Source organism: Pseudomonas sp. KB_15 (genome assembly GCF_052114525.1).
GTDB lineage: Bacteria > Pseudomonadota > Gammaproteobacteria > Pseudomonadales > Pseudomonadaceae > Aquipseudomonas.
In genome coordinates this window covers 131407-155491 of record NZ_JBFREX010000002.1, presented here as the reverse complement: position 1 = coordinate 155491, position 24085 = coordinate 131407, and the positions used below count along the sequence as shown (strand labels likewise).

Here is a 24085-nt window from a genome sequence, read left to right as displayed (position 1 = left end):
CCGCATGAGCGACTCCCTTGATCTCAGCCTGGACGGTGTAGAACGCCGGTCACTGGCTGACTTCACCGAAAATGCCTACCTCAACTACTCCATGTACGTGATCATGGACCGTGCCTTGCCGCATATCGGCGACGGCCTGAAACCGGTGCAGCGGCGCATTATCTACGCCATGAGCGAGTTGGGGCTGGACGCCGATTCCAAGCACAAGAAATCGGCGCGTACCGTCGGTGACGTGCTCGGTAAGTTCCACCCCCACGGCGACTCGGCCTGCTACGAAGCCATGGTCCTGATGGCCCAGCCGTTCAGCTATCGCTACACGCTGGTCGACGGCCAGGGCAACTGGGGTGCGCCGGATGATCCCAAGTCCTTCGCCGCCATGCGTTACACCGAAGCGCGGCTGTCGCGTTATTCCGAGGTGCTGCTCAGCGAGCTGGGCCAGGGCACGGCAGACTGGGGCCCGAACTTCGACGGCACGCTGGACGAGCCGCTGGTATTGCCGGCACGTTTACCGAACATCCTGCTCAACGGCACCACCGGCATCGCCGTGGGCATGGCCACTGACGTTCCGCCGCACAACCTGCGTGAAGTCGCCACGGCGTGCGTGCGTTTGCTCGATGAGCCCAAGGCCACGGTCGAACAGCTCTGCGAACACATCCAGGGCCCGGACTACCCGACCGAAGCGGAAATCATCACCCCGCGCGCCGACCTGCTGAAAATCTACGAAACCGGTCGCGGCTCGGTGCGCATGCGCGCCGTGTACCACATCGAAGACGGCGACATCATCGTCACCGCGCTGCCGCACCAGGTCTCGGGCGCCAAGGTGCTGGAGCAGATCGCCGCGATGATGCAGGCCAAGCCGTCCAAGGCCCCGCAAATCGCTGACCTGCGCGATGAGTCCGACCACGAGAACCCGTGCCGGATCGTGATCATTCCGGGGGCGCGCAAGAACTTCGACCACGATGCCTTGATGCAACACCTGTTCGCCAGCACCGAGCTGGAGTCGAGCTACCGGGTCAACATCAACATCATCGGCCTGGACGGCAAGCCGCAGCTGAAAAACCTGCGGGCGTTGCTGGTGGAGTGGCTGGAGTTCCGGGTGCAGACCGTGCGTCGTCGCCTGCAATTCCGCCTCGACAAGGTCGAGCGTCGTCTGCACCTGTTGGACGGTTTGTTGATTGCCTACCTCAACCTGGATGAAGTGATCCACATCATCCGTACCGAGGAGCAGCCACGGGCCAAACTGATCGAACGTTTCGCCCTGAGCGAAATCCAGGCCGACTACATCCTCGACACCCGCCTGCGTCAGTTGGCGCGACTGGAAGAGATGAAGCTGCGTGCCGAGCAGGATGAACTGCTCAAGGAACAAGCCAAGCTGCAAGCCCTGCTGAGCAGCGAAGCCAAGTTGAAAAAACTGGTGCGCAGCGAACTGATCAAGGACGCTGAAACCTACGGCGATGACCGCCGGTCGCCTATTGTCGAGCGTGCCGAAGCCAAGGCCCTGACCGAGCACGATCTGCTGCCGAACGAGAAAGTGACGGTCGTGCTGTCGGAAAAAGGCTGGATTCGTTCCGCCAAGGGCCACGAAATCGACGCCACCGGGCTTTCCTACAAGGCCGGGGACGGTTTCAAGGCGCTGGCCGCCGGGCGTTCCAACCAGTTTGCCGTGTTTATCGACTCCACCGGCCGCAGTTATTCGGTGGCTGCCCACACCTTGCCGTCGGCCCGTGGCCAGGGCGAACCGCTGACCGGCCGCCTGACGCCGCCGCCAGGGGCAAGTTTCGAATGCGTGCTGATGCCGGAAGACGATGCGCTGTACGTGATCGCCTCCGACGCCGGTTACGGTTTCGTGGTCAAGGGTGAAGACCTGCAGGCCAAGAACAAGGCGGGCAAGGCCCTGTTGAGCCTGCCGAACAACGCCAAGGTCATGCTGCCGCGCCCTGTGGCCGATCGTGAGCAGAACTGGCTGGCGTCGGTGACGACCGAAGGTCGCCTGCTGATCTTCAAGATCAGCGACCTGCCACAATTAGGAAAAGGCAAAGGCAACAAGATCATCGGGATTCCCGGTGAGCGAGTGGCCAGTCGCGAAGAGTATGTGACGGACATCGCCGTATTGCCGGACGGTGCAACACTGGTGTTGCAGGCCGGGAAGCGTACCTTGTCCCTGAAAGCGGACGACCTCGAACACTACAAAGGTGAGCGTGGCCGTCGTGGCAACAAATTGCCGCGTGGTTTCCAGCGGGTAGATGCACTGCTCGTCGAAAACCTAAATTAGGCGACTTAGGGGGCGTTCTCGACTAGTTTCACCACCGCGCCGGGTCTGCTGTTGTGCAGGGCAAGGCGCGAGAAGCGAAGTTTGGTCATTCCAAATAAGCTTCGAGCAACACAGCCCTGCTCAACAGCAGGCCCGGCCCTTCGGGTTGTGCCTTAAAACGGGCCAGGCTGCGTTGGAGGCCTTGGAAAGGGAGTAACCATTACCAGCGGCCTCCGCCTTGCCTGGCCCGTTTTAAGGCGACAACGCGGTGGTGAAACTAGGCGAGAACGCCCCCTGGAAGCGCCGAACTACGAATTAACCCGTAGTTCGGCGCTTTGCGCTGGAGTCGGAACGCATATTCACGGATGATATGGCCTTTCAAGCGCCGGCATTGCCGCGCGTTATTCATATTTGTTGAGTATTTTCACTGTGGTCAGCCTTTTAGCGATCACCTGGATGGGACGATGACTGCTCTGCGCCTTCCTTTTATTCTTATGCTCGCCGGCATTCTTGGCCTGGCGGGCTGCAGCGTTCACCAACCGGTGTCGTTGTATCAGCTGGACGCTGGAAGTCCGGCTCAGCCTGCACAGAACGCGGGCATGGCGGTATTGTTGGGGCCGGTCACGGTGGCCGACTACCTGCAACGCGAAACCCTGTTGCAGCGTCAGCCGGATGGCAGCCTGCAAGCCTCGACGGACGGTCGTTGGGCCGGCAGCCTTTCGTCGGATATCGACCAACTGCTGCTGCGTCAGGTCGCAGGTCATCTGGACAGCCAGCGCGTAGTGCTGGCCCCGGCTACAGTGGGTTTCACCCCGGATGTTCAGGTGCTGCTGACCATCACACGCCTGGATTCGGGTGAAAAACAACCGGCGATCCTCGACGCGCAATGGCGCCTGATCGATCGTCGCGGGCAGGTCCGTGAGAACCGCATCATCCATTTGCAGGAACAGCATGCAGGTAGTACGGCGGCTCAGGTCCAGGCGCAGGGCGTGTTGCTGCAACGCCTGGCCGAGCAACTGTCGGTGGCGCTCAAGCCGCTGGCCAATCAGCCGCCGATCGCCGAAGTCCCGCGCAAACCGGCGGCCAAGCCGGCAGCGCCTGCGGTAGAGCAGGAAAAGCAGCCGAAGATCCCGATGGCCGCGCCTGTTCGTACGGATATGGAAGTGTTCCGCTTCTGACCCCGGATGGATTTGAAACAAAGCCCGCATTGATGCGGGCTTTGTTGTTTCTGCGGGTGGGTTTGTAGCAGCTGCCGAGCCTGCGAGGCTGCGTTCGAGGACGAAGTCCTCGCAATCCGGTAACGCCGTTTGTCTGAACGCGCCCATCGCCTGGCTTTACGACTGCTGCGCAGCCGAACGCAGCCTCGCGGGCTCGGCAGCTGCTACAGACAACAAATAAGCCCGCAGACGATCACTCATCTGCGGGCTTCATCGTGGCCGGGCCTAAGGCTTAAGCGCGACGTTCATGCATCCGCGCCAGTTGCCGCTCCAGCATCGATGGATACGGCTCCATCAAGCGTTCCACGCAGCACGCACCTTCAGGACTGGCAATCGGACGGATCCGTGCCCGCTGGCGGATCAAGGCGTCATCACTGATCTTGCGCTCCACCAGCAGCAGGTTGCGGCTGTGTTGCGACAGGGCCAGGGCGTCCTGGGCGGAGTCGGTCAGCAGCAGGTCGATCTGGCTCAGACCGAACAGTTCGTCGCCGAGGGTCAGGCCCAGCTGCAATTGCAGGGTGATGCCGCTGTCTGCGACTTCGATCTGCAACTGGTGGCCCAGGGCCCGCAGCAACTCGCCACAGCAAATGGCATTGGTCAGGTAGTCGTCGCCGCTGTCTTCGGTGTGGAACAGCATCAGCGTGCTACCGTCGTTCAAGGTCTCCACTTCGCCTTGATACAGCGATGCGGCCTGGTCGAGGCAGTCGCGATAACGTTCGAGCAGTTCCTCCAGGCGCGCCCGCGGCAGGCGACGCAGTTGTTCCTGGGAGCCCAGTTGCACGGCCAGTACCGCGCTGTGTTGCGGCACGCTCGGCGTGGCCTTGCGAATCACCGGTTGCGGGGTGCTGCCCAGCGATTCGTCGCGCAGATCGGCGAACGGGTCTTCGTCATCGTCGTCTTCGGCGGTGCTGACGATCTGCCTTGGAGCTGGCTTGAGCGCCGCTACCGGACGGCTCTCGTCGAAACTCGGGTCGCGCAGGTTACGGACTTCGAAGGCCGAGTCGGCCTCATCATCATCGACGTCGTCGAATTCCGGTTCCGGTTCCGGCACAGGGGCGGGCTCCGGGGCGGGCTCCGGGGCAAAGTTGGCGTGCAGCTGACGCGCCAGGTCGCCGATTTCGTCCTGGCGGTCGGTGGCCGGGGTGTATTCATCGATATTTCGCAGCCACACCCGCAATTGCAGCAGCGGCGTGGAGAGATAACGCCCCATTCGCAGACTCAGGGCCAGGGACAGGGCCAGCAGGATGGCGCTCAGAATGCCCATGCTTTGCAGGCTGATGGTCATCGGCTGCTGGAACTGGTCCATGTCCAGGCTGATGCGCAATTGCCCGGCCGTCACGTCCTGGAAGGTGATCTTGCTCTGGTACATGCCCTCGGCTTCGCCCAGCAGGCCATGCTTGGGACGCTGACCAGACTCGGCGAGGATGCGGTTGTCCGGGCTGTAGATGGCGGCGTGGGCCACCAGCTTGTTCTTGGTCAGGTTATTGAGCAGCACGTTGAGGCTGAGGATGTCGTTGGACACCAACAGCTCGGTGGCCGACGTGGCCGTCTGCGTGGTCAGGCTCTCGCCCAGCGCATCCGCCTGCTCGTGCATGGCCTGCTTGAACTGCAAGCCCATCACGCCGGCATAGATGACCAGGGCCAGGGCGACCAGGATCACGTTATGGCTGGCGATGCGCAATGCAATCGGTACACGGCGGTGGCGCAGTGCACGGAAGATCAGCAGGAAGAAGTTATCGGTTTTTACTGGCGTGGGCCGGTTCACTTGAGCTCGGCTCTTTTGTCCGTGAAGTTGACGCGCAGTATAGCGACAGGCCCTAGACCGTCAAAGCGCTCACGGTGCCCGATGGTCACTGAAAGTGGGTAGAATGCGGTTTTTTTCCACCTGCGGGGGTGCGCCTTGCGCGAAATCGTCCTGATAAACATTACGGGAGTCGACCGTCCGGGTCTGACTGCGGCCATTACCGGCGTTCTGGCCCAGGGTGGTGTGAACATTCTCGACATCGGTCAGGCGGTGATCCACGACACCTTGTCGTTCGGCATCCTGGTTGAAATTCCCGACACCGAGCAAGGCAAGTCCGTGCTCAAGGACATCCTGTTCAAGGGCTACGAGCTTGGTCAACAGGTGCGTTTCACGCCGGTGTCCGAACAGGATTACCAGCAGTGGGTCGGCAACCAGGGCAAAAAACGCCACATTGTGACCCTGTTGACCCGCAAGGTGACAGCCGGGCAGTTGCAGGCCGTGAGTTCGATCACCGCTAAATATGGCCTGAACATCGATCACATCGATCGTCTGTCCGGGCGTATGCCGCTCGACACGCCGGCCGACAAGGGCAAGGGCTGCATCGAGTTCTCCGTGCGCGGCGAGGCGGCTGATCCGCAAGCACTGCGTGCCGAATTCCTCAGCGTCGCCCAGGAACTGAACGTCGACATCGCCTTCCAGGAAGATTCGCTGTTCCGTCGCAACCGTCGCCTGGCGGTGTTCGATATGGACTCGACCCTGATCGAAGCCGAAGTGATCGACGAGCTGGCCAAGGCTGCCGGTGTCGGCGACAAAGTATCGGAGATCACCGAGCGGGCGATGGCTGGCGAACTGGACTTCCGCGCGAGTTTCAAAGAGCGTTTGGCCTTGCTCAAAGGTCTGGATGTTGGCGTGCTGGACTCTATCGGCGCCTCATTGCGCCTGACCGAAGGCGCAGAAACCCTGTTCGCCGAACTCAAGCGCCTGGGCTACAAGACCGCGATTCTGTCGGGCGGCTTCACCTACTTCGCCAAGCAATTGCAGGCGAAGCTGGGTATCGACTATGTGTTTGCCAACGAACTGGAAGTGGTCGACGGCAAAGTCACCGGCGTGGCGGTCGAGCCGATTGTCGATGCGCAGCGCAAGGCCGATTTGCTGAAGGAACTGGCACACAAGGAAGGCTTGCGCCTGGAGCAGACCATTGCGGTTGGCGACGGTGCCAACGACCTGCCGATGCTGGCGATTGCCGGGTTGGGCGTGGCATTCCGTGCCAAGCCGCTGGTCAAACAGTCGGCCAAGCAGGCGATTTCGACCCTGGGGCTGGATGGCGTGCTGTATCTGCTGGGCTTGCGCGATCGGGACGGACAGCTGTAACTCCGCAAAACAACTGTAGGAGCGAGCCTGCTCGCGATGAACCTGAGAACGACGCGGGTTTTCAGAAAGCCCGCGTCATCGTTGGCGACCATCGCGAGCAGGCTCGCTCCTACAGTGAATGGCGGTGTCTATCAGGCTTCTGGTGAGCCCATACCCTGACCCATCTGCACCGCTGTACCAGCAGTCATTTCCTCAGCCCACTTCACTTGATCCGGCCCGAACAGCACGACAGCGGTCGAACCCAGCTTGAAGCGACCCAGTTCCGCACCTTTTTCCAGGTGGATCGGTGCGCGGGAGGCTTCGTCGTAACGGAAGGTTTTCAGTTCGCGTTTCGGCGGCGTGACCAGGCCCGCCCAGACGGTTTCAATCGATGCAACGATCATCGCACCCACCAGCACCACGGCCATCGGGCCGCGCTCGGTGTCGAAAATGCACGCTACGCGCTCATTACGGGCGAACAGTTCCGGAACGTTTTCAGCGGTTGTCTGGTTGACCGAGAACAGGCGGCCAGGGATGTAGACCATCTCGCGCAGGGTGCCGGCCAGCGGCATGTGCACGCGGTGGTAGTCCTTCGGCGACAGGTAGATGGTCGCGAAGTCACCGCCCATGAACGGCGCAGCATTCGCCGCATCGCCGCCCAGCAGTTCCAGCACGCTGAAGCTGTGGCCCTTGGCCTGGAACACGCGACCGTGCTCGATCGGGCCGAGCTGGCTGATCGCGCCGTCGGCCGGGCTGAGGATCGCGCCCGGGGTTTCGTCCAGCGGGCGGGCACCGTCTTTCAGCGCACGGGTGAAGAACGCGTTGAAGTGCTCGTAGGCGGTCAGGTCTTCGACCAGCGCCTGGGACATGTCCACCTGATAACGCTTGGCGAACCAGGCGGTAAAGGCATTCTTGAACCAGCGCACGCGGCATTCGGCGATGCAGCCGGCCAGTCGCGAGAGCAAGTTGTGGGGCAGCAGGTACTGGCCGAGGAGAAACAGACGCTTGTTCATTAACGGTCCTTAACAATCTTAAATTTCTACCGGGGTATCGGGATGGTTACCCCATTCGCCCCAGGAGCCGGCGTAGCCCTTGACCCGCGGATAACCGAGAGACTTGGCCACCAGATAGGTGAAGCCAGAACGATGATGGGTCTGGCAGTGGGTAATCACTTCTTTGTCTTTGCTGATCCCGAGTTGTTCGAGGATCTGCGGCATGTCGGTGCGGATGCGCAACTGGCGTGCCTTATCCATACCTGCGGTCCATTCGAAATTGACTGCGCCGGGAATGTGCCCGCCCTTGGCTGCCAGGACTTTCTCACCTGAAAACTCCAGCGGCCCGCGCGCGTCCCAGATTGCCAGGTCGGCGGCGCCGAGACGGCTTTGCAGGTATTCGCGGGTGGCGGTGGGTTCGTCGTGCAAGGTCAATGAAACCGGGCCACCCACGGTTGGGGGAACCTGGATCGACATGGGCAAACCTTCTGCCAGCCAGGCCGGCAAGCCGCCGTCGACATAGTGGTAATGACTGTGGCCGATGACATCCAGCAGCCAGATAAAGCGCCCGGCCCAACCGCCGCCTTCGTCGTCATACACCACGTAGACCGCATCGGGATTGTGTCCCAGCTCACCAAACAGCGCTTCGAGTGCTGCCTTCGGGGGCATCAGACCCGGAGCGGGGGGCTGGCCGAGTTGCGTGCGTTTCGGATCGACAAAGCGAGCGCCGGGAATGTGCCCTTCGGAGTAGCGGGCGGCACTGGTCAAGTCCACCAGAATCAGTTCGCGGGCGTCGAGACGAGGGAGCAAGTCGCTCGGCTCGATCACCAGCGGCAAGCCAGAGAAGTCAGACATGTGAGGTCTCCAGAGCACAAAAGGGAGGATTGTAACGCAGCTTATTGGCCTCGGTGGCTAAAGCTGTGCAGGGCTTTTTCGATGCATTGCGCGGTTTTGCCGAAGGCCTGTACGGAAATTTCCGAAAACGGCCCGCCACCCTGATCCGCCACGACGATCATGATCACCCGGCCATTGTTGACCAGTGAGCGCAGCAGCAGATGTTCGCCGCTGAACAGCGAGCGCAGGCTGTTGGGCAAAAGGGCCGAGAATTGCGCGTTGTTGGCTGGCGTCAGGCGCACCTGGGCTTGTTGTGCGAGCAGGCGTTGCAACACGCTGCTCTGGCTGACCACGAAGTTCAGCCCGGCCGCTTCCTTCGGCAGGCCGGCCGTCTGGTGCACGCGCAGATTGGCGTGGGTGCGGTCGGCCATCAGAATCATCACCCGACGCATGCCGCAGGCCACGAGGGCGTCCCGGGCGGCGATGGTCAAGTGCATGGCGTTGGTGAAACGACTCGGCTCGACCAGCAATTCGGCACATTGCTTGCGCCACGTCGCCAGCTCTTCGGCACTCGGTGCCGCCGCTGGCAGCAAACCGGCGTGGATACGGTTCATACCCCACGGCCAGATCAGCGATTCGGCGGGGTGCCAGAGGTCGGGCATGGCGTGTTGGCGTGCGCTGTTGGCGGCTTGCTGGTGCAGTTGCTGCTGCACCTCGCCCATCGGCATTTGCAGGTAAAGGCAGGTCAAGTACTGCCAGCGCTCACTGTGCGGGCTGTCCCAGGCCTGTTGCGCCGAAAGTGCCAGCCCATTGGCCAGCAACACTGTATTGGCCGGTTGATTGAGCCAGCGGCGCAGGGTCGGATCGTCATCGAGGCGGTTCTGCTGGCGCAGTGGATGCTCGCTGTCACGGGCGATGCGCAGGACTTTCACCAGTTCCCGCTTTTCGGTGAGCAACAGCCGATAACCCTGCTGCACCCAGATCGGCAAGCGCCAGATCTCCACCAGTGCCTGGCCGATGTCCAGCAGGCGTACGCCAAACAGTTGCTGTTCGACTTTGCGTGCCGACTCACCTTTATGGATGACCCGCAGCTCCCAGTCTTCGAGCAGTTCTGGATGGGTCAGCGCCAACGGCCACAGGGGCGAAAGAAACAGCAGGCTGCCCCAGTGGATGTCCTGCCACAGGCGTGCCAGGCGACTGGCAAAAAAGCCGTTGGCCTGTTGCGTGGCGTGCTGGCTGATCATCTGTAACTGACGCAGGGCTTTGGGAATCCCGGACTGGGGTTTGACGGGCAGGCGCGCGAGCAGCTCTTCCGTGCGCTTCAACCCGAGGCGATTGATCGCGATCTCAAGGTTTTCCGCCGGCGCGGTCATGCCGCCATGGGGGTGCCGGTTGGCTTCGCGAATCACGCTCAGGGCCAGGGCCGGGCTGCCTTGCATGAGGTCGGCGATGTCGCGCAGCGAGCTGCGATTGTCGCGGATGGCCTTGCAGACCCGGTCGTGGCTGGCTTGCGGAACAGGCAGGCGCACGCTGTCGAGCAGCTTGACCCAGCCTTCGAGCGTCGTCGGTTTTGGCGTTGGAACGTTCGTTTCGTTAACCATGGTGGGAGGCGATCATCGTCAACATTACCTATGCCCGGATTGGGTCAAATTGGCTTTTCGCCTGAACGGCCTATAGTCTGGCGCAGTTTTGCCGATAAGTAGAAGAAGAGATTTTTTAACTTCCGAATATGACCTTGAACCCGACTCAGTAAGTGCTCTCCTACCTATGGCTAAAATTATCGGCATCATCGTCGTATTCGCGAGCGTGCTCGGCGGATACGTGCTCTCCCACGGCAAAATCGGCGCACTCATCCAGCCTTTCGAGGTGATGATTATCGGGGGGGCGGCCCTTGGCGCATTCCTGCAGGCCAACCCCGGCCACATGACGATGCGCGTGCTCAAGAAGGCCTTGGGCATGTTCGGTTCGCGCTTCAACCACGGCTTCTATCTGGAAGTGCTGGGGCTGATCTACGAAATCCTCAACAAGAGCCGGCGCGAAGGCATGATGGCGATCGAAGGTGACATCGAAGATGCTGCCGCAAGCCCGATCTTCGCCAAATACCCGACGGTGTTGAAAGATGAGCGCATGACCGCGTACATCTGCGATTACCTGCGCATCATGTCTTCCGGCAACATGGCTCCCCATGAGCTTGAAGGCTTGTTCGACATGGAGCTGACCAGCCTCAAGGAAGACCTGGATCACCCCTCCCACGCAGTCAATGGCATCGCCGACGCCATGCCCGGTTTCGGTATCGTCGCGGCGGTATTGGGTATCGTGGTGACCATGGCTTCCCTGGGTGAAAGCGACCAGAAAATGATCGGTCTGCACGTCGGTGCAGCGTTGGTAGGTACCTTCTTCGGTATTCTCGCCGCCTACGGTTTCTTCGGTCCGTTGGCCCACGCCCTGGGTCACGATGCCAAGGAAGAACTGAACGTCTACGAAGCCATCAAGGCCTCTTTGGTTGCTTCGGCTTCCGGCATGCCGCCATCGCTGGCGGTGGAGTTCGGCCGCAAGGTTCTGTATCCGGCGCACCGTCCTAGCTTCGCTGAGCTGGAACAAGCGGTTCGCGGTCGCTAAGTTATGGAAAATAACCAGCCAATAATCATCAAGCGCGTCAAGAAATACGCGGGCGGGCACCACGGGGGTTCCTGGAAAATCGCCTTCGCGGACTTCGCGACAGCGATGATGGCGTTCTTCCTGGTGTTATGGCTGTTGTCCACGGCAACGCCGGAACAGAAGATCGCCATCGCCGGTTACTTCAAGGACCCGATCGGTTTCACCGAAAGCGGTACGCCGTACATCATCGATCTTGGCGGCACGCCGACCCTGGCACCGGAAAACACCCTCAACCCCGAGGTGAAGTCCCAGCCGCAGCCGGACAAGGTCACCATCGATACCGACCAGGTCGAAGGCATGGCCGAGCAGGTCGAAAAAGAACGCCTTGAACTGTTGCTGCAAGAACTGCAGAACAAGGTCGAAGAAAACCCGCAACTGCAGAAGTTCAAGGACCAGATCCTGTTCGAAATTACCCCGGACGGCCTGCGCATTCAGATCGTGGATGCCGAGAACCGGCCGATGTTCGACTCGGGTTCAGCCCGTCTGAAACCGTATTTCGAAGACATCCTGCTGGCCATGGCCGACACCATCAAAGCGGTGCCGAACAAGATCAGCATCAGCGGCCACACCGATGCCAAACCGTACACCGGCACCGGTGATTTCGGTAACTGGGAGCTTTCAGCCAACCGTGCCAACGCCGCACGTCGTGCGCTGGTGGCGGGCAGCTACCCGGAGGCGCAGGTGGCGCGCGTGGTCGGTTATGCCTCGTCGGCCCTGTTCGATCGCGAGCATCCGTTCAACCCGGTCAACCGTCGCATCGACATCGTGGTGCTGACCAGGAAAGCCCAACGTTCGATCGAGGGTTCGCAAGGCGCGGAACCAGCACCTGAGACACCGCAAGGTTCGGCAGCTCCGGGAGCCGCGCCGGCCGCGCCGGTCGACCCGAATGCGTTGCCGGCGGACAAGGAACCGCTGCCGGCCCACGAGCTGCGCGAACGGTTGAATCTGTTTGATGCTCCGGTGCCGAAACCGGGTGAAGCGCCCAAGCAGTGACGCACAAAAAAGCCGACAGCGATGTCGGCTTTTTTGTCGGCGCTTTCTGTATTAAAAACCGCGGATGATTCGGGACTTGAGATCGGCGTGGAAGCGATCCGCATTGGATTTGTTAACGCTACGCACTGACTCGCTACCGGTCACCGAATCCAGTGCCATCGAACGCTTGAGCATCGCTTCGTTTCGATAGGCATCGATAAAGAACTCGATGTCCCGGTCGCTGGTCAGCTTCGGCCACTTATCGAGGTACAGCGGCAGTTCCGCCGGGCCGGTCTTGAACGAGCAGATGCGCCGATTTGTGATGGTCGCCTCGCCGATTTCGAACGGCACCCACCAGGACAGCGCGGTTTTCTCCGACACCACCGCCAGCAGATGCGTGCATTCGCTGATGTTGCGGGTAATCACCCCGGTGATGTCGTCGGTGGTCTGGGATTCGGCATCCAGTACATCGAGGTAGGTCTTGATGCTGGCCTGGATCAGGCGCGTGTTGATTTTGACCGCGTGGGCGCGATCCATGTGGCGGTAGCTGATAAACACTGGCATCAGAAATGTCCCTTGATCGCGAGTTCGCGGTAATAGGCGCCGAGGGCGGTGAGGCGGCAGCCGGTGGAGTGGATGGCGGCGTAGTACATATGCTCGGCGTCTACCGGTTCGATGAGGCTGTGACGGTTGCACTTTTGCAACTGGGCGAAGACGTCGCCGTGCTCCGGGTTGAATTCAGGCTCGGTGGTCTCAAAGCTGGGGGCGAGGGGGTACACCGACTCGGCTTCGGCAAACCATTCGGGGAGTTTGCGCAGGATTTCCTTGGGGATCAGCGGCGACACTTCGCGCAGGGAAATGAACTGCGACACATTGGTCTTGAACACCGGGCGCTGTTCCCAGGCATCGAGGGCGTTGTCGACAAACGAATAGAGGCTGCCGGGAGTGATTTTGCCCAGGATGTTCGCTGCACCACCGTGCAGGGCCTGGAGCAACAATCCGGTGAACACACCGTGCTGCGCGCCCTCCATCGCCGGCTCGTCCTTTTTGCAGGCGGTCAGAATGGTCATGCCTTCGCCGACCACGCTGCCCTCACTGCGCAAGGCGCGCAGCTCGCCGGCCGAGCCGCTCTGGCAACAATCGAGAATGATCACTTTGTTTTTGATCTTCGTGGCCTTGCTCGCCCAGTTGAGAATGTCGCTGAGGCGAATCCCGTCCTTGGCGCTCTTGTAATCCTGCGGGATCAACATGCCTTCATCGGTGTCGTTGTCGAAGCTGCCGTGGCCGGCGAAATACAGCAGCGCGACATTGCAGTCCCCGGCAAACAGCTCGCGGATCTGGTCTTCGAGTTTTTCCCGGCTCAGGTAGTCCTCGGCGGAAGTCAGCACGATGTTCTTGAAGTTCGGATCGCCATTGGCGTCGGTCTTCAGCACGGAGGCCAAGGCCATGGCGTCATTGCTGCAACCGCTCAGGCGCGATACATGGGTGTAGTCGTTGATGCCGATAAACAGTCCCTTGCGCATGGTTACACCGCCGTGTGCTGGCGAATCGCATCGATGATGCTGTTGGTGTTCCACGCACATTCGGCATGTGCTGCGTCACGTACCACCGTGGAAATCCGCTCGGCACCGAACGGCTTGATCGCAATGATCACCTTGCCCATGCGCTTGGCGATCTCGATTTCCTTGTTGATCCACTTGCTGTAGGTGGAGTACATCCCGGCCATGATCAATACCGCCGAACACGGGCGGATCTTGTTTTCGATGGCCTCCTCAAGTTGTTTGTCGGTTTTCGCGCCGACAATAGGGTTGTCCGGTGGCACCGAAAAATTCTTGTAAGTGAAACCGGGCTTGGCGTTGAGCAGGCGCACGAGATTGTAGTGAGCGTCGGGGTAGTTCCACGAGTGGCTGATGAACAGATGGTAGGTTTGCATGGGTGTCCCTCGATGTCGCTGGAGTGCGAAGAGGGTTTGAACTTAGGCGATTGCAGGGCGGCCACAAGGGCGGGGTGCGGAAAGAGAAATGCCCTACAAGCGCGCGTGCGGGCGTCTTACAGGAAGGTCTGATGTTTGAGTGGGGGGAAGATCCGGCCGCCGACCGCCCCGCTGAAGGCCGGGCGGTCGGGACATCTGTTTAGTAGCCGTTTTCCGGCAGGCTGGCGATGATCGAGCGGTAGCTGTTCATCCGTTGCTGCTGCACGCGGCCGTCTTCAAGAGCCTTGAGGAGGGCGCAACCGGGTTCACGGTCATGCTTGCAGTCGCGGAAGCGGCAGGTGCCAAGCAGGTCGTTGAACTCGATGAAGCCGGCTTCGACGTCGGCGCGGCTGACGTGGCCCAGGCCGAATTCTCGGATACCCGGGGAGTCGATCAACTCACCGCCGCCGGGGAAGTGGAACAAACGCGCGGTGGTGGTGGTGTGAGTACCCTGGCCAGACAGCTCGGACAGCGGGCCGACGCGGGCTTCGACATCCGGCAGCAGGCTGTTGACCAATGACGACTTGCCGACACCGGACTGGCCGACGAACACGCTGATGCGCCCGTCCAGTTGTGCCTGCAACAGTTCCATGCCATTACCGTGGTGCGCAGACACTTCCAGAACCGGATAGCCGAGGGTGCGATACACCGCCAGCAGGGCGTTCAGCGCCGGGGCGTTGTGTTCGTCGATCAGGTCGAATTTGTTCAGCAGTAACAGCGGCTTGATGCCCGCATGCTCGGCCGCCACCAGATAGCGGTCGATCAGGTTGGCGTGGGGTTCGGGCAGCGGTGCAAACACGATGACGATCATGTCGACGTTGGCCGCCACAGGCTTGAGCTGACCACGGCTGTCCGGGCGGCAAAGTTCGGTGTTGCGCGGCAGTTGCGCCACGATCACCCCGATGCCCTGGTTGCCGGCACGCCACACCACCTGATCGCCGGTCACCAGCGCCGGCAGGTTGGCACGCAGGTGGCAACGGAACACTTGGCCGGCCAGTTCGCCGTCGCGGGCCTCGACCTCGACCTGCACTCCGAAGTGCGCGATCACCAGACCGTGCTGTTCCGGGCCCAGATCGCCGCCCTCAAGTGCCTCGACAGCCGAGGTCTCGCGTTTGGCGGCGCGGGCAGCGCGTTCGCCCTGAATCTTTTCGATGCGCCAGTTTTGGCGGCGATTGAGTTGGCGTTTGGCCATGGGTGTTCCGTATCAAGAATGCAGCGATTAGGTAAAACGGCCGCGAGTTTAGCACGCCCGGCCACCGGCCTAGGCTAAACTGCGCAGCATTGCCTAGGAGCCGACACATGCAAAACCCGCAGAACCTGATCTGGATCGACCTGGAAATGACCGGTCTGAACCCTGATACCGACGTCATTATCGAAATGGCCACCATCGTCACCGACAGTGACCTGAACACACTGGCCGAAGGCCCGGTGATCGCCATTCACCACAGTGACGAAATCCTCGCCGGCATGGACGAGTGGAATACCCGTCAACACGGCGGCTCCGGGCTGACCCAGCGGGTTCGCGACAGCCGCATCAGCATGGCCGAAGCCGAAGCCGAAACCATCGCGTTCCTGGAGAAGTGGGTGCCGAAGGGCAAGTCGCCGATCTGCGGCAACAGCATCTGCCAGGATCGTCGCTTCCTTTATACCCACATGAAATCCCTGGAAAGCTATTTCCACTACCGCAACCTCGATGTGTCCACGCTCAAAGAGCTGGCTGCGCGCTGGGCACCGGACGTGCGTGACAGCTTCAAGAAGGGCAGCACCCATCTGGCGCTGGACGACATCCGCGAATCGATCGCTGAACTGCAGCACTACCGCAAGCATTTCATCAAGTTCTGATTCACGGTCGTCCGTTCCGGCCCCATCGCGAGCAAGCTCGCTCCCACTGTGTCGGCGCTGTACCTGTGAGAGCGAGCTTGCTCCGGGCGGCGTTCCGACGATGGCGTAGGCACAGTCGCCACCAGTGGTCGGGTAGCGCCCTCTTTTGGTGCCTGGGTGAACTGAGTAGACTGCGCGCCTTTCTGCAAGGACCGCCACCATGTTGCTGATGCTCTACCTGATCGCCATCACCACCGAAGCCATGACCGGTGCCCTGTCTGCCGGGCGTCGCGGCATGGACTGGTTCGGTGTGGTGCTGATCGCTTGCGTCACGGCGCTGGGTGGCGGTTCGGTGCGCGATGTGCTGCTCGGGCATTACCCGCTGACGTGGGTCAAACACCCGGAATACCTGGTGCTGACCACGGCTGCCGCCATGATTACCGTGTTCACGGCGCGCTGGATGCGGCATTTGCGCTCACTGTTCCTGGTGCTCGACGCCATGGGTCTGGTGGCCTTCACCCTGATCGGCTGCATCACCGCGCTGGAAATGGGGCATGGCATGTTGGTGGCATCGGTCAGCGGCGTGATCACCGGCGTTTTCGGCGGCATCCTGCGGGACATTTTCTGCAACGATATTCCGCTGATCTTCCGGCGTGAGCTCTATGCCAGCGTGTCGTTTGCGGCAGCGTGGTGCTACATGCTCTGCATCTATCTGCAATTACCCGATGAACAATCGATTCTGATCACCCTGTTCGGCGGTTTTCTGATGCGCTTGCTGGCGATCCGTTTTCATTGGGAAATGCCCAAGTTCGTCTATAACGACGAAGCCTGACGTTCGGCATGTTGCCGCAACGCCCACTCGACATGTTCACGTACCAGCGCCGACGGGTGCTCCCGTCGCGCCTTCAGCGCTTCCAGCACTGGAATCGTTGAAGGCGCATTCCCCAAACCTACCGCCAGGTTGCGCAACCAGTTTTCATAGCCCGTCCGGCGCAAGGGCGAGCCTTCGGTGCTGCTCAGGAATTTCTCCTCATCCCACATGAACAGTTCCGCCAGTTCGGCGTTGTCCAGGTTGTGCCGTGGCTTGAAGTCGCTTTCACCGGACGGGCGGGCGAAGCGGTTCCAGGGGCAGACAATCTGACAATCATCGCAACCGAACACCCGATTGCCGATCAGCGGCCGCAACTCTTCGGGGATGGCGCCTTTGAGTTCGATGGTCAGGTAGGAAATGCAGCGCCGCGCATCCAGCACATAGGGGCCGACGAAGGCGTTGGTCGGACAGATGTCGAGGCAGGCGCTGCACCGCCCGCAGTGTTCGGTGGCGTGGGGCGGGTCTACCGGCAGCGGCAAGTCAACGAACAGTTCGGCGAGGAAGAAATAACTGCCTGCCTTGCGATTCAAAACCAGAGTATTTTTACCGATCCAGCCCAGACCAGCCTGTTCGGCGATGGCTTTTTCAAGCACGGGGGCACTGTCGACAAAGGCGCGGAAGCCGAACGGTCCGATCTCGGCCTGAATTTTTTCCGCCAGTTGTTGCACGCGTTTGCGGATCAGCTTGTGGTAATCACGGCCCAGGGCATAACGCGAGACGTAGGCTTTTTCCGGTTGGGCGAGCATTTTTGCCATCTGCGTGTCGCCGGACAGGTAATCCATGCGCAGCGAAACCACGCGCAAAGTGCCCGGCACCAGTTCTTCCGGATGCGAGCGCTTGCTGCCGTGGGCGCCCATGTAGTCCATTTCGCCGTGGTAGCCGGCGGCGAGCCAGCGCTCCAGGTGCTGCTCATGCTCGGCCAGGTCGAGGCCGCTGATGCCGACTTGTTGAAAGCCCAGCTCTCGGCCCCAGTCTTTGATGGATTGGGCGAGGGCAGGCAGGTCTGTGGTAATAGCGGGCATGAGGCGAGAGAAACCGGAGCTGAGGTGCGTATAATTCTGCCAGACATCGGAGCCCGAAGACGCATGCCGCACACTAAAGATGAATTACCCGACGCGCTGTACAGCGCCGCCCAGGTGCGAGCACTCGACGCGAGCCTGATTGCCGCTGGCACAGCGGGCTTCGAATTGATGCAGCGCGCGGCGCGGGCGACCTGGCGGGCCTTGGTCCGCCAGTGGCCGACGGCGGGCGAATTGAGCGTGCTGGCCGGTCATGGCAACAATGCCGGGGACGGTTATCTGGTGGCGGCGCTGGCCAAGCGTGCCGGTTGGGCAGTGCGGGTACTGGCAGTGGGGGATCCTCAACGCCTGCAGGGCGATGCGGCGTTGGCCCATGCCGAGGCGGTGTCTGAAAAAGTGGTCATCGAGCCTTGGACCGCACAATCCGGATTGCGCGGTATTGTGCTGGATGCTTTGCTCGGCACCGGCTTGAGCGGCGACGTGCGTGAGCCGTATGCCAGTGCCATCGCCGCGATCAACGCCAGCGGGTTGCCGGTTGTGGCGGTGGATATCCCTTCGGGGCTGTGCGCCGATACCGGCCGTGTGCTTGGCTGCGCAGTGTGTGCCGACCTGACGGTGACGTTCATCGGGTTGAAGCTGGGGTTGTTCACCGGTGAGGCGGCGGATGGGGTCGGCGAATTGGTATTCAATGACTTGCACGCCAATCCGCAGTTGATTGGCGGCGCACCTTTCTCCGCTCGTCGTCTGACTGCTGCAAACCTGCCGCGTCCAGCGCCCCGGCCCCCGACCTCCCATAAAGGCCGATTCGGCCATGTGCTGCTGATCGGTGGTGATCGCGGTTTCGGTGGTGCAATCCTGCTGAGCGCACAAAGTGCGCTGCGCAGCGGGGCGGGCATGGTGTCGGTGGCGACCCGCAGCGAACACGTTTGCGCCGCGCTGGCGCGGATCCCCGAGGCGATGGTGCTGGGCACTTCGTCGGCCAATCAGTTGATGGGTTTGCTTCAAAAAGTTTCAGTGTTGGTTGTCGGTCCGGGGCTGGGCCAGGCCGGCTGGGGGCGCAGCTTGTTGTCGGCCGCCGCCAACGCGCCGCTGCCGCAAGTCTGGGACGCCGATGCACTGAATATGTTGGCCGAGGAACGTGTGAGTTTGCCCAAGAATTGCGTGCTCACGCCGCATCCGGGCGAAGCTGCGCGGTTACTCGGAATGAGCACGGCCCAGGTTCAAGCCGATCGACCGGCTGCGGCCCATGCATTGAGCAAAAAATATACAGCGGTCGTAGTCCTGAAAGGTGCCGGCAGCCTGATCGCCCATCCCGATGGGCGTCTGGCGCTGTGTCATCAAGGGCATCCGGCGATGGCCTCTGCCGGTTTGGGCGATGTGCTGGCCGGTTTGCTCGGCGCGCTGCTGGCCCAGGGCATGGCGGCATTCGACGCGGCCTGCCTGGCGGTCTGGCTGCACGCCAATGCCGGTGAACAACAAGGTAAATTCGGCCGTGGTCTGGCGGCCAGTGATCTGATTCCAGCCATTCGTCAGTTGTTGGAGGAGCAAGCACCGTGTCTGAAGTAACCCTGTACCTGGCCGATGAGCAGGCCATGAGCGACTTTGGCGCACGCATTGCCCGAATTACCCAAGGCCACGGCCTGATCTTCCTTGAGGGCAACCTGGGGATGGGAAAAACTACGTTGTCCCGAGGCATCATCCGCGGTCTGGGGCATGTCGGGGCAGTAAAAAGTCCGACCTTCACCCTGGTCGAGCCCTACGAGATCGGCGACATTCGCGCTTTCCATTTCGACCTGTATCGCCTGGTCGACCCGGAAGAGCTGGAATTCCTCGGTATCCGCGACTACTTCGAAGACGACGCCCTGTGCCTGATCGAGTGGCCCGAAAAAGGTGCAGGCTTTTTGCCAAAGCCCGACCTGACCATTACCATTAGCCCGCAAGACAGCGGACGTTCGCTGAAAATTTTATCCCAGGGTTCGCGTGGCGAGTCCTGGTGTGCCGCTTTGGCATTGGAATCCAAATAGATGATGGGGTTAGGTATGCGCTTTCGCGCGTTGGTGGCTGCCGTAGGGGTGTTGTTTCTGGCGGTGACCGTCGACGCTGTGGCCGATACGAAGGTCAACAGTGTTCGTCTGTGGCGGGCACCGGACAACACGCGGCTGGTGTTTGACCTGACCGGCCCGGTGCAACACAGCGTCTTTACCCTGACGGCTCCGGATCGCCTGGTCATCGACATCAATGGCGCGACCCTCGGTGCGCCGCTCAACGTCAATACCTCGAACACCCCGATTACCGCCATGCGCTCGGCCCAACGCACGCCGACCGACCTGCGGGTGGTCATCGACCTGAAAAAGGCCGTGACGCCAAAAAGCTTCTCCCTGGCGCCGAACGCCCAGTATGGCAACCGGTTGGTGGTCGATCTGTTCGATAACGCCGCAGATGCCGCTCCACCTCCAGCGCCTGCACCCTCGGTCGCCACGGTGCCCGCCGTACCGGTAACACCTGCGGAACCTGCAATCAAGCTGCCACCGGCCCCGGCCGGCAAGCGCGACATCGTTGTGGTGATCGACGCCGGACACGGCGGCGAAGACCCGGGTGCATCGGGTTCTCGCGGTCAGCGCGAGAAAGACGTGGTGTTGCAGATCGCCCGCGAAACGCAGCGTCAGATCAGCGGCATGAAAGGCTTCCGCGCCGAACTGACCCGTACCGGCGACTATTTCATTCCGTTGCGCGGCCGTACCGAAATCGCCCGCAAGAAAGGCGCCGACCTGTTCGTCTCGATCCACGCCGACGCCGCGCCTTCTGCCGCCGCTTTCGGTGCTTCGGTATTTGCCCTGTCCGATCGTGGCGCAACCTCGGAGACGGCCCGCTGGCTGGCCGACAGCGAAAACCGTTCCGACCTGATCGGTGGTGCCGGCAACGTCAGCCTCGATGACAAGGACCGCATGCTCGCCGGCGTGCTGCTCGACCTGTCGATGACGGCATCCCTGACGTCCAGCCTGAACGTTGGCCAGAAGGTGCTGAGCAACATTGGCCGGGTTACGCCACTGCACAAGCAGCGGGTCGAGCAGGCCGGGTTCATGGTGCTGAAGTCGCCGGATATTCCGTCGATCCTGGTGGAAACCGGGTTCATCTCCAACGCCAACGAAGCCTCGAAACTCGCGGCATCGAACCACCAGCAAGCGTTGGCGCGTTCGATCAGCAGCGGTGTGCGCCAGTTCTTCCAGCAGAACCCGCCGCCGGGCACTTACATTGCCTGGCTGCGTGACTCCGGCAAGATTGTGCAAGGTCCACGTGACCATCGCGTCAACCCGGGCGAGACCCTGGCGATGATCGCCGTGCGTTATCAGGTGTCGCCAGCCACCCTGCGCAGCGCCAACAACCTGTCGAGCGATGAGCTCAAGATCGGTCAGCACCTGACTATTCCGGGCACTGAATTGGCGGCCAAAGAATGAATCAGGTCCTGAACAGTGGCGCACGAATCGAGCTGCTCAGCCCGCGACTGGCGAACCAGATTGCCGCGGGTGAGGTGGTTGAACGCCCGGCTTCGGTGATCAAGGAATTGCTGGAAAACAGCCTCGACTCCGGTGCCAGACGCATCGATGTCGATGTGGAGCAGGGCGGCGTCAAGTTGCTGCGGGTACGTGACGATGGCAGTGGCATTTCCGCCGATGACCTGCCGCTGGCCCTGGCCCGTCACGCCACCAGCAAAATCCGCAACCTGGAGGACCTCGAACAGGTCATGAGCCTGGGGTTTCGCGGTGAAGCCCTGGCATCTATCAGCTCCGTCGCGCGCCTGACCCTGACCTCCCGCACCCGCGACGCCGATCAGGCCTGGCAGGTCGAGACCGAGGGCCGGGACATGGCGCCCCGTGTGCAGCCTGCGGCCCACCCGGTGGGCACTTCGGTTGAAGTGCGCGACCTGTTCTTCAACACGCCGGCGCGGCGCAAGTTTCTCAAGACTGAAAAAACCGAATTCGATCACCTGCAAGAAGTGATCAGGCGTCTGGCCCTGGCGCGCTTTGATGTGGCGTTCCATCTGCGCCATAACGGCAAGACCATCCTCAGCCTGCACGAGGCCCACGACGATGCGGCCCGTGCCCGGCGCGTGGCGGCGATCTGCGGCCCGGGCTTCCTGGAGCAGGCACTGCCGATCGAAATCGAGCGCAATGGCCTGCATCTATGGGGCTGGGTCGGCTTGCCGACCTTCAATCGTAGCCAGGCGGATTTGCAGTATTTCTTCGTCAATGGCCGTGCCGTGCGCGACAAGCTGGTGGCCCACGCGGTGCGCCAGGCCTATCGTGACGTACTGTTCAATGGTCGGCACCCGACCTTCGTACTGTTTTTCGAGGTCGATCCGACCGGCGTCGACGTCAACGTGCACCCGACCAAGCACGAAGTGCGTTTCCGTGAAGGGCGCATGGTTCACGATTTCCTCTACGGCACCTTGCACCGCGCCTTGGGCGATGTGCGCCCCGACGATCATCTGGCGGCGCCGGTTGCCACGGCCATCGTCCGGCCTACCGGCCTCGAAGCCGGTGAATTCGGCCCCCAGGGCGAAATGCGCCTGGCCGCCAATGCGCTGCTGGAACAGCCTCAGGCTCAGCCGTCGTTCAATACGCCGGCGGGTTCGGGATCCGGTGCGGGTTATCAGTATCAATACACGCCGCGTCCGCAGTCCGGCGTTCCTGTCGCCGAAGCTCAGGCCGCCTACCGCGAGTTTTTTGCGCCGCTGCCCGAGGCCAATGCCGTCGCGCTACCGGCCGGGCAGGACGACATCCCGCCGCTCGGTTATGCGCTGGCGCAACTCAAGGGCATCTATATTCTTTCGGAGAACGCCCAGGGTCTGGTGCTGGTGGACATGCATGCCGCCCACGAGCGGATCATGTATGAGCGTCTGAAGGTAGCGATGGCCAGCGAGGGCCTGAGCGGCCAGCCGTTGCTGGTGCCGGAGTCCCTGGCCGTCAGTCAGCGTGAAGCCGATTGCGCCGAGGAGCATGTGGCCTGGTTCCAGCGCCTGGGCTTTGAATTGCAGCGCCTGGGCCCGGAAACCCTGGCGATCCGGCAGATTCCTGCACTGCTCAAGCAGGCCGAGGCCAACCGGCTGGTCGCCGACGTCCTGGCTGATCTGATGGAGTTCGGCACCAGCGACCGCATTCAGGCGCACCTGAACGAATTGCTCGGAACCATGGCCTGCCACGGCGCGGTTCGTGCGAATCGGCGTTTGGCCCTGCCGGAAATGAACGCTCTGCTGCGTGACATGGAAAACACCGAGCGCAGCGGTCAATGCAACCATGGCCGACCGACCTGGACCCAACTGGGCCTGGATGATCTGGACAAACTGTTCTTGCGCGGTCGTTGATGAGCCAGTTCCCACCTGCGATTTTCCTGATGGGCCCGACCGCCGCCGGCAAGACCGACCTGGCCATCGAGCTCAGCAAAGTCCTGCCTTGCGAGCTGATCAGCGTCGATTCGGCGCTGGTCTACCGTGGCATGGACATCGGCACCGCCAAGCCTTCCAAAGAGCTGCTGGCGCAATATCCGCATCGTCTGATCGATATTCTCGACCCGTCCGAGAGCTATTCGGCTGCGGATTTCCGTCGTGACGCCCTGGAGGCCATGGCCGATATCACCGCGCGCGGAAAAATACCGCTGCTGGTGGGCGGCACCATGCTCTATTACAAGGCTTTGGTTGAAGGTCTGGCGGATATGCCGGCGGCCGATCCCGACGTCCGCGCGCAGATCGAAGAAGAGGCTGCACGCCTTGGCTGGCAAGCCTTGCACGAACAATTGGCAGTGATCGATCCGGAGTCTGCGGCGCGGATTCACCCGAACGATCCCCAGCGCCTCAGTCGAGCACTGGAAGTTTATCGTGTCAGTGGTCAAAGCATGACTGCCCTGCGTTTGCAACAATCTGTGCAAAGTACTGAAGCAGCCGCTTCGGGACGGCAACAATTGCCCTATACTGTCGCGAACTTGGCCATTGCCCCGGCAAATCGCCAGGTACTGCACGAGCGAATTAAACAAAGATTCACTTTAATGTTGGAACAGGGATTCATTGACGAGGTCGTAGCCCTGCGTAAAAGAGGTGACCTGCATGCCGGGTTGCCGTCTATACGTGCAGTAGGCTACCGCCAAGTCTGGGACTACCTGGATGGCAAGCTGACGTCAGCCGAGATGCAGGAGCGTGGAATCATTGCCACGCGCCAATTGGCGAAACGCCAGTTCACCTGGCTGCGCAGTTGGACTGACCTGCATTGGCTGGACAGTCTGGATTGCGACAATCTGCCGCGCGCCTTGAAATACCTGGGGACCATCTCCATATTGAGCTGAGTCCTTGCAATTGCCGTCTATCCTTGGGGGTGTGGCGGCCAAAGCCATCTG

At 61.4% G+C, this 24085-nt stretch carries 21 protein-coding genes; 12 read left to right on the top strand and 9 right to left on the bottom strand.

Annotated features, from left to right (window positions below):
- Positions 1-4 precede the first annotated feature (4 nt).
- Together parC and AB4Z35_RS03150 are read left to right on the top strand one after the other, a co-directional pair.
- Complete coding sequence (gene parC, locus AB4Z35_RS03155) at positions 5-2272, top strand: DNA topoisomerase IV subunit A (RefSeq protein ID WP_442095997.1); 2268 nt, start codon at positions 5-7, stop codon at positions 2270-2272.
- A 443-nt stretch (positions 2273-2715) separates the two neighbouring features.
- Positions 2716-3429, top strand: coding sequence for a PqiC family protein (locus AB4Z35_RS03150; RefSeq protein WP_007996542.1), 714 nt, complete (start codon positions 2716-2718; stop codon positions 3427-3429).
- 271 nt (positions 3430-3700) lie between these two features.
- On the opposite strand, the gene AB4Z35_RS03145 is transcribed toward AB4Z35_RS03150, so the two are convergent.
- A complete protein-coding gene (locus AB4Z35_RS03145) occupies positions 3701-5233 on the bottom strand; it encodes an AhpA/YtjB family protein (RefSeq protein WP_442095996.1) in 1533 nt (510 codons plus the stop codon).
- A 135-nt stretch (positions 5234-5368) separates the two neighbouring features.
- On the opposite strand from AB4Z35_RS03145, the gene serB reads away from it, so the two are divergent.
- A complete protein-coding gene (gene serB / locus AB4Z35_RS03140; RefSeq protein ID WP_007996540.1) occupies positions 5369-6583 on the top strand; it encodes a phosphoserine phosphatase SerB in 1215 nt (404 codons plus the stop codon).
- A 131-nt stretch (positions 6584-6714) separates the two neighbouring features.
- On the opposite strand, the gene asd is transcribed toward serB, so the two are convergent.
- From asd to AB4Z35_RS03125, 3 genes are read right to left on the bottom strand one after another with little or no spacing between them, the layout of a single operon-like run.
- Entirely contained in the window at positions 6715-7575 is an 861-nt protein-coding gene (asd, locus tag AB4Z35_RS03135; protein ID WP_442095995.1) for an archaetidylserine decarboxylase, read from the bottom strand.
- Between the two features lie 18 nt (positions 7576-7593).
- Positions 7594-8409, bottom strand: a complete 816-nt coding sequence (rhdA, locus tag AB4Z35_RS03130; protein WP_442095994.1) for a thiosulfate sulfurtransferase — start codon at positions 8407-8409, stop codon at positions 7594-7596.
- A 41-nt stretch (positions 8410-8450) separates the two neighbouring features.
- The gene (locus AB4Z35_RS03125) at positions 8451-9989 is read right to left on the bottom strand and encodes an HDOD domain-containing protein (protein WP_442095993.1); all 1539 of its coding nucleotides are present in this window, start codon (positions 9987-9989) and stop codon (positions 8451-8453) included.
- A gap of 166 nt (positions 9990-10155) precedes the next feature.
- Between AB4Z35_RS03125 and motA the strand changes: the two genes are divergently transcribed.
- On the top strand, positions 10156-11007 hold the full coding sequence (gene motA, locus AB4Z35_RS03120; RefSeq protein ID WP_007983959.1) for a flagellar motor stator protein MotA: 852 nt from the start codon (positions 10156-10158) through the stop codon (positions 11005-11007).
- Positions 11008-11010: 3 nt separating this feature from the next.
- A complete protein-coding gene (gene motB / locus AB4Z35_RS03115) occupies positions 11011-12039 on the top strand; it encodes a flagellar motor protein MotB (protein WP_442095992.1) in 1029 nt (342 codons plus the stop codon).
- Between the two features lie 51 nt (positions 12040-12090).
- Here the strand turns inward: motB and AB4Z35_RS03110 are convergent, their stop codons facing one another.
- The 4 genes from AB4Z35_RS03110 to rsgA form a co-directional block, all read right to left on the bottom strand.
- Positions 12091-12582: a toll/interleukin-1 receptor domain-containing protein gene (locus tag AB4Z35_RS03110; protein ID WP_310064323.1), complete on the bottom strand. Its 492-nt coding sequence runs from the start codon at positions 12580-12582 to the stop codon at positions 12091-12093.
- On the bottom strand, positions 12582-13541 hold the full coding sequence (locus AB4Z35_RS03105; RefSeq protein ID WP_442095991.1) for a caspase family protein: 960 nt from the start codon (positions 13539-13541) through the stop codon (positions 12582-12584). Before AB4Z35_RS03105 ends, AB4Z35_RS03110 begins: the two co-directional genes overlap by 1 nt.
- A 2-nt stretch (positions 13542-13543) precedes the next feature.
- Positions 13544-13951, bottom strand: coding sequence for a TIR domain-containing protein (locus tag AB4Z35_RS03100; protein WP_442095990.1), 408 nt, complete (start codon positions 13949-13951; stop codon positions 13544-13546).
- A gap of 199 nt (positions 13952-14150) precedes the next feature.
- Positions 14151-15182 carry a small ribosomal subunit biogenesis GTPase RsgA gene (rsgA, locus tag AB4Z35_RS03095; protein WP_277534052.1) on the bottom strand — a complete coding sequence of 344 codons (1032 nt, stop codon included), beginning with the start codon at positions 15180-15182 and terminating at the stop codon, positions 14151-14153.
- Between the two features lie 107 nt (positions 15183-15289).
- Here rsgA and orn point away from each other — a divergent pair, with 107 nt between their 5' ends.
- Positions 15290-15832 (top strand): oligoribonuclease, encoded by a 543-nt coding sequence (gene orn / locus AB4Z35_RS03090; protein ID WP_007995036.1) that lies wholly within the window; start codon positions 15290-15292, stop codon positions 15830-15832.
- 199 nt (positions 15833-16031) lie between these two features.
- Positions 16032-16643 (top strand): trimeric intracellular cation channel family protein, encoded by a 612-nt coding sequence (locus AB4Z35_RS03085; RefSeq protein WP_007995034.1) that lies wholly within the window; start codon positions 16032-16034, stop codon positions 16641-16643.
- Here AB4Z35_RS03085 and queG read toward each other — a convergent pair.
- Entirely contained in the window at positions 16625-17704 is a 1080-nt protein-coding gene (queG, locus tag AB4Z35_RS03080; RefSeq protein ID WP_007995031.1) for a tRNA epoxyqueuosine(34) reductase QueG, read from the bottom strand. The two genes, AB4Z35_RS03085 and queG, sit on opposite strands and share 19 nt — an antisense overlap.
- A gap of 63 nt (positions 17705-17767) precedes the next feature.
- Here queG and AB4Z35_RS03075 point away from each other — a divergent pair, with 63 nt between their 5' ends.
- The 5 genes from AB4Z35_RS03075 to miaA are packed head-to-tail and all read left to right on the top strand — an operon-like array spanning position 17768 to position 24034.
- The gene (locus AB4Z35_RS03075) at positions 17768-19267 is read left to right on the top strand and encodes an NAD(P)H-hydrate dehydratase (RefSeq protein WP_442095989.1); all 1500 of its coding nucleotides are present in this window, start codon (positions 17768-17770) and stop codon (positions 19265-19267) included.
- On the top strand, positions 19255-19725 hold the full coding sequence (gene tsaE / locus AB4Z35_RS03070) for a tRNA (adenosine(37)-N6)-threonylcarbamoyltransferase complex ATPase subunit type 1 TsaE (RefSeq protein ID WP_204933343.1): 471 nt from the start codon (positions 19255-19257) through the stop codon (positions 19723-19725). Before AB4Z35_RS03075 ends, tsaE begins: the two co-directional genes overlap by 13 nt.
- On the top strand, positions 19726-21156 hold the full coding sequence (locus tag AB4Z35_RS03065) for an N-acetylmuramoyl-L-alanine amidase (RefSeq protein ID WP_007995025.1): 1431 nt from the start codon (positions 19726-19728) through the stop codon (positions 21154-21156).
- Positions 21153-23063: a DNA mismatch repair endonuclease MutL gene (mutL, locus tag AB4Z35_RS03060; protein WP_442095988.1), complete on the top strand. Its 1911-nt coding sequence runs from the start codon at positions 21153-21155 to the stop codon at positions 23061-23063. Before AB4Z35_RS03065 ends, mutL begins: the two co-directional genes overlap by 4 nt.
- The gene (gene miaA / locus AB4Z35_RS03055; RefSeq protein WP_442095987.1) at positions 23063-24034 is read left to right on the top strand and encodes a tRNA (adenosine(37)-N6)-dimethylallyltransferase MiaA; all 972 of its coding nucleotides are present in this window, start codon (positions 23063-23065) and stop codon (positions 24032-24034) included. Before mutL ends, miaA begins: the two co-directional genes overlap by 1 nt.
- Positions 24035-24085 lie beyond the last annotated feature (51 nt).

Excerpts from the sequence above, each read along its gene's own strand:
- AB4Z35_RS03085 (WP_007995034.1), top strand. The coding sequence starts at position 16,032 with ATGTTGCTGATGCTCTACCTGATCGCCATCACCACCGAAGCCATGACC.
- parC (WP_442095997.1), top strand. The coding sequence starts at position 5 with ATGAGCGACTCCCTTGATCTCAGCCTGGACGGTGTAGAACGCCGGTCA.
- AB4Z35_RS03125 (WP_442095993.1), bottom strand. The coding sequence starts at position 9,989 with ATGGTTAACGAAACGAACGTTCCAACGCCAAAACCGACGACGCTCGAA.
- AB4Z35_RS03150 (WP_007996542.1), top strand. The coding sequence starts at position 2,716 with ATGACTGCTCTGCGCCTTCCTTTTATTCTTATGCTCGCCGGCATTCTT.
- orn (WP_007995036.1), top strand. The coding sequence starts at position 15,290 with ATGCAAAACCCGCAGAACCTGATCTGGATCGACCTGGAAATGACCGGT.
- AB4Z35_RS03110 (WP_310064323.1), bottom strand. The coding sequence starts at position 12,582 with ATGCCAGTGTTTATCAGCTACCGCCACATGGATCGCGCCCACGCGGTC.
- rhdA (WP_442095994.1), bottom strand. The coding sequence starts at position 8,409 with ATGTCTGACTTCTCTGGCTTGCCGCTGGTGATCGAGCCGAGCGACTTG.
- miaA (WP_442095987.1), top strand. The coding sequence starts at position 23,063 with ATGAGCCAGTTCCCACCTGCGATTTTCCTGATGGGCCCGACCGCCGCC.
- asd (WP_442095995.1), bottom strand. The coding sequence starts at position 7,575 with ATGAACAAGCGTCTGTTTCTCCTCGGCCAGTACCTGCTGCCCCACAAC.
- AB4Z35_RS03105 (WP_442095991.1), bottom strand. The coding sequence starts at position 13,541 with ATGCGCAAGGGACTGTTTATCGGCATCAACGACTACACCCATGTATCG.
- AB4Z35_RS03075 (WP_442095989.1), top strand. The coding sequence starts at position 17,768 with ATGCCGCACACTAAAGATGAATTACCCGACGCGCTGTACAGCGCCGCC.
- AB4Z35_RS03100 (WP_442095990.1), bottom strand. The coding sequence starts at position 13,951 with ATGCAAACCTACCATCTGTTCATCAGCCACTCGTGGAACTACCCCGAC.
- queG (WP_007995031.1), bottom strand. The coding sequence starts at position 17,704 with ATGCCCGCTATTACCACAGACCTGCCTGCCCTCGCCCAATCCATCAAA.
- motB (WP_442095992.1), top strand. The coding sequence starts at position 11,011 with ATGGAAAATAACCAGCCAATAATCATCAAGCGCGTCAAGAAATACGCG.
- mutL (WP_442095988.1), top strand. The coding sequence starts at position 21,153 with ATGAATCAGGTCCTGAACAGTGGCGCACGAATCGAGCTGCTCAGCCCG.
- motA (WP_007983959.1), top strand. The coding sequence starts at position 10,156 with ATGGCTAAAATTATCGGCATCATCGTCGTATTCGCGAGCGTGCTCGGC.
- AB4Z35_RS03065 (WP_007995025.1), top strand. The coding sequence starts at position 19,726 with ATGATGGGGTTAGGTATGCGCTTTCGCGCGTTGGTGGCTGCCGTAGGG.
- rsgA (WP_277534052.1), bottom strand. The coding sequence starts at position 15,182 with ATGGCCAAACGCCAACTCAATCGCCGCCAAAACTGGCGCATCGAAAAG.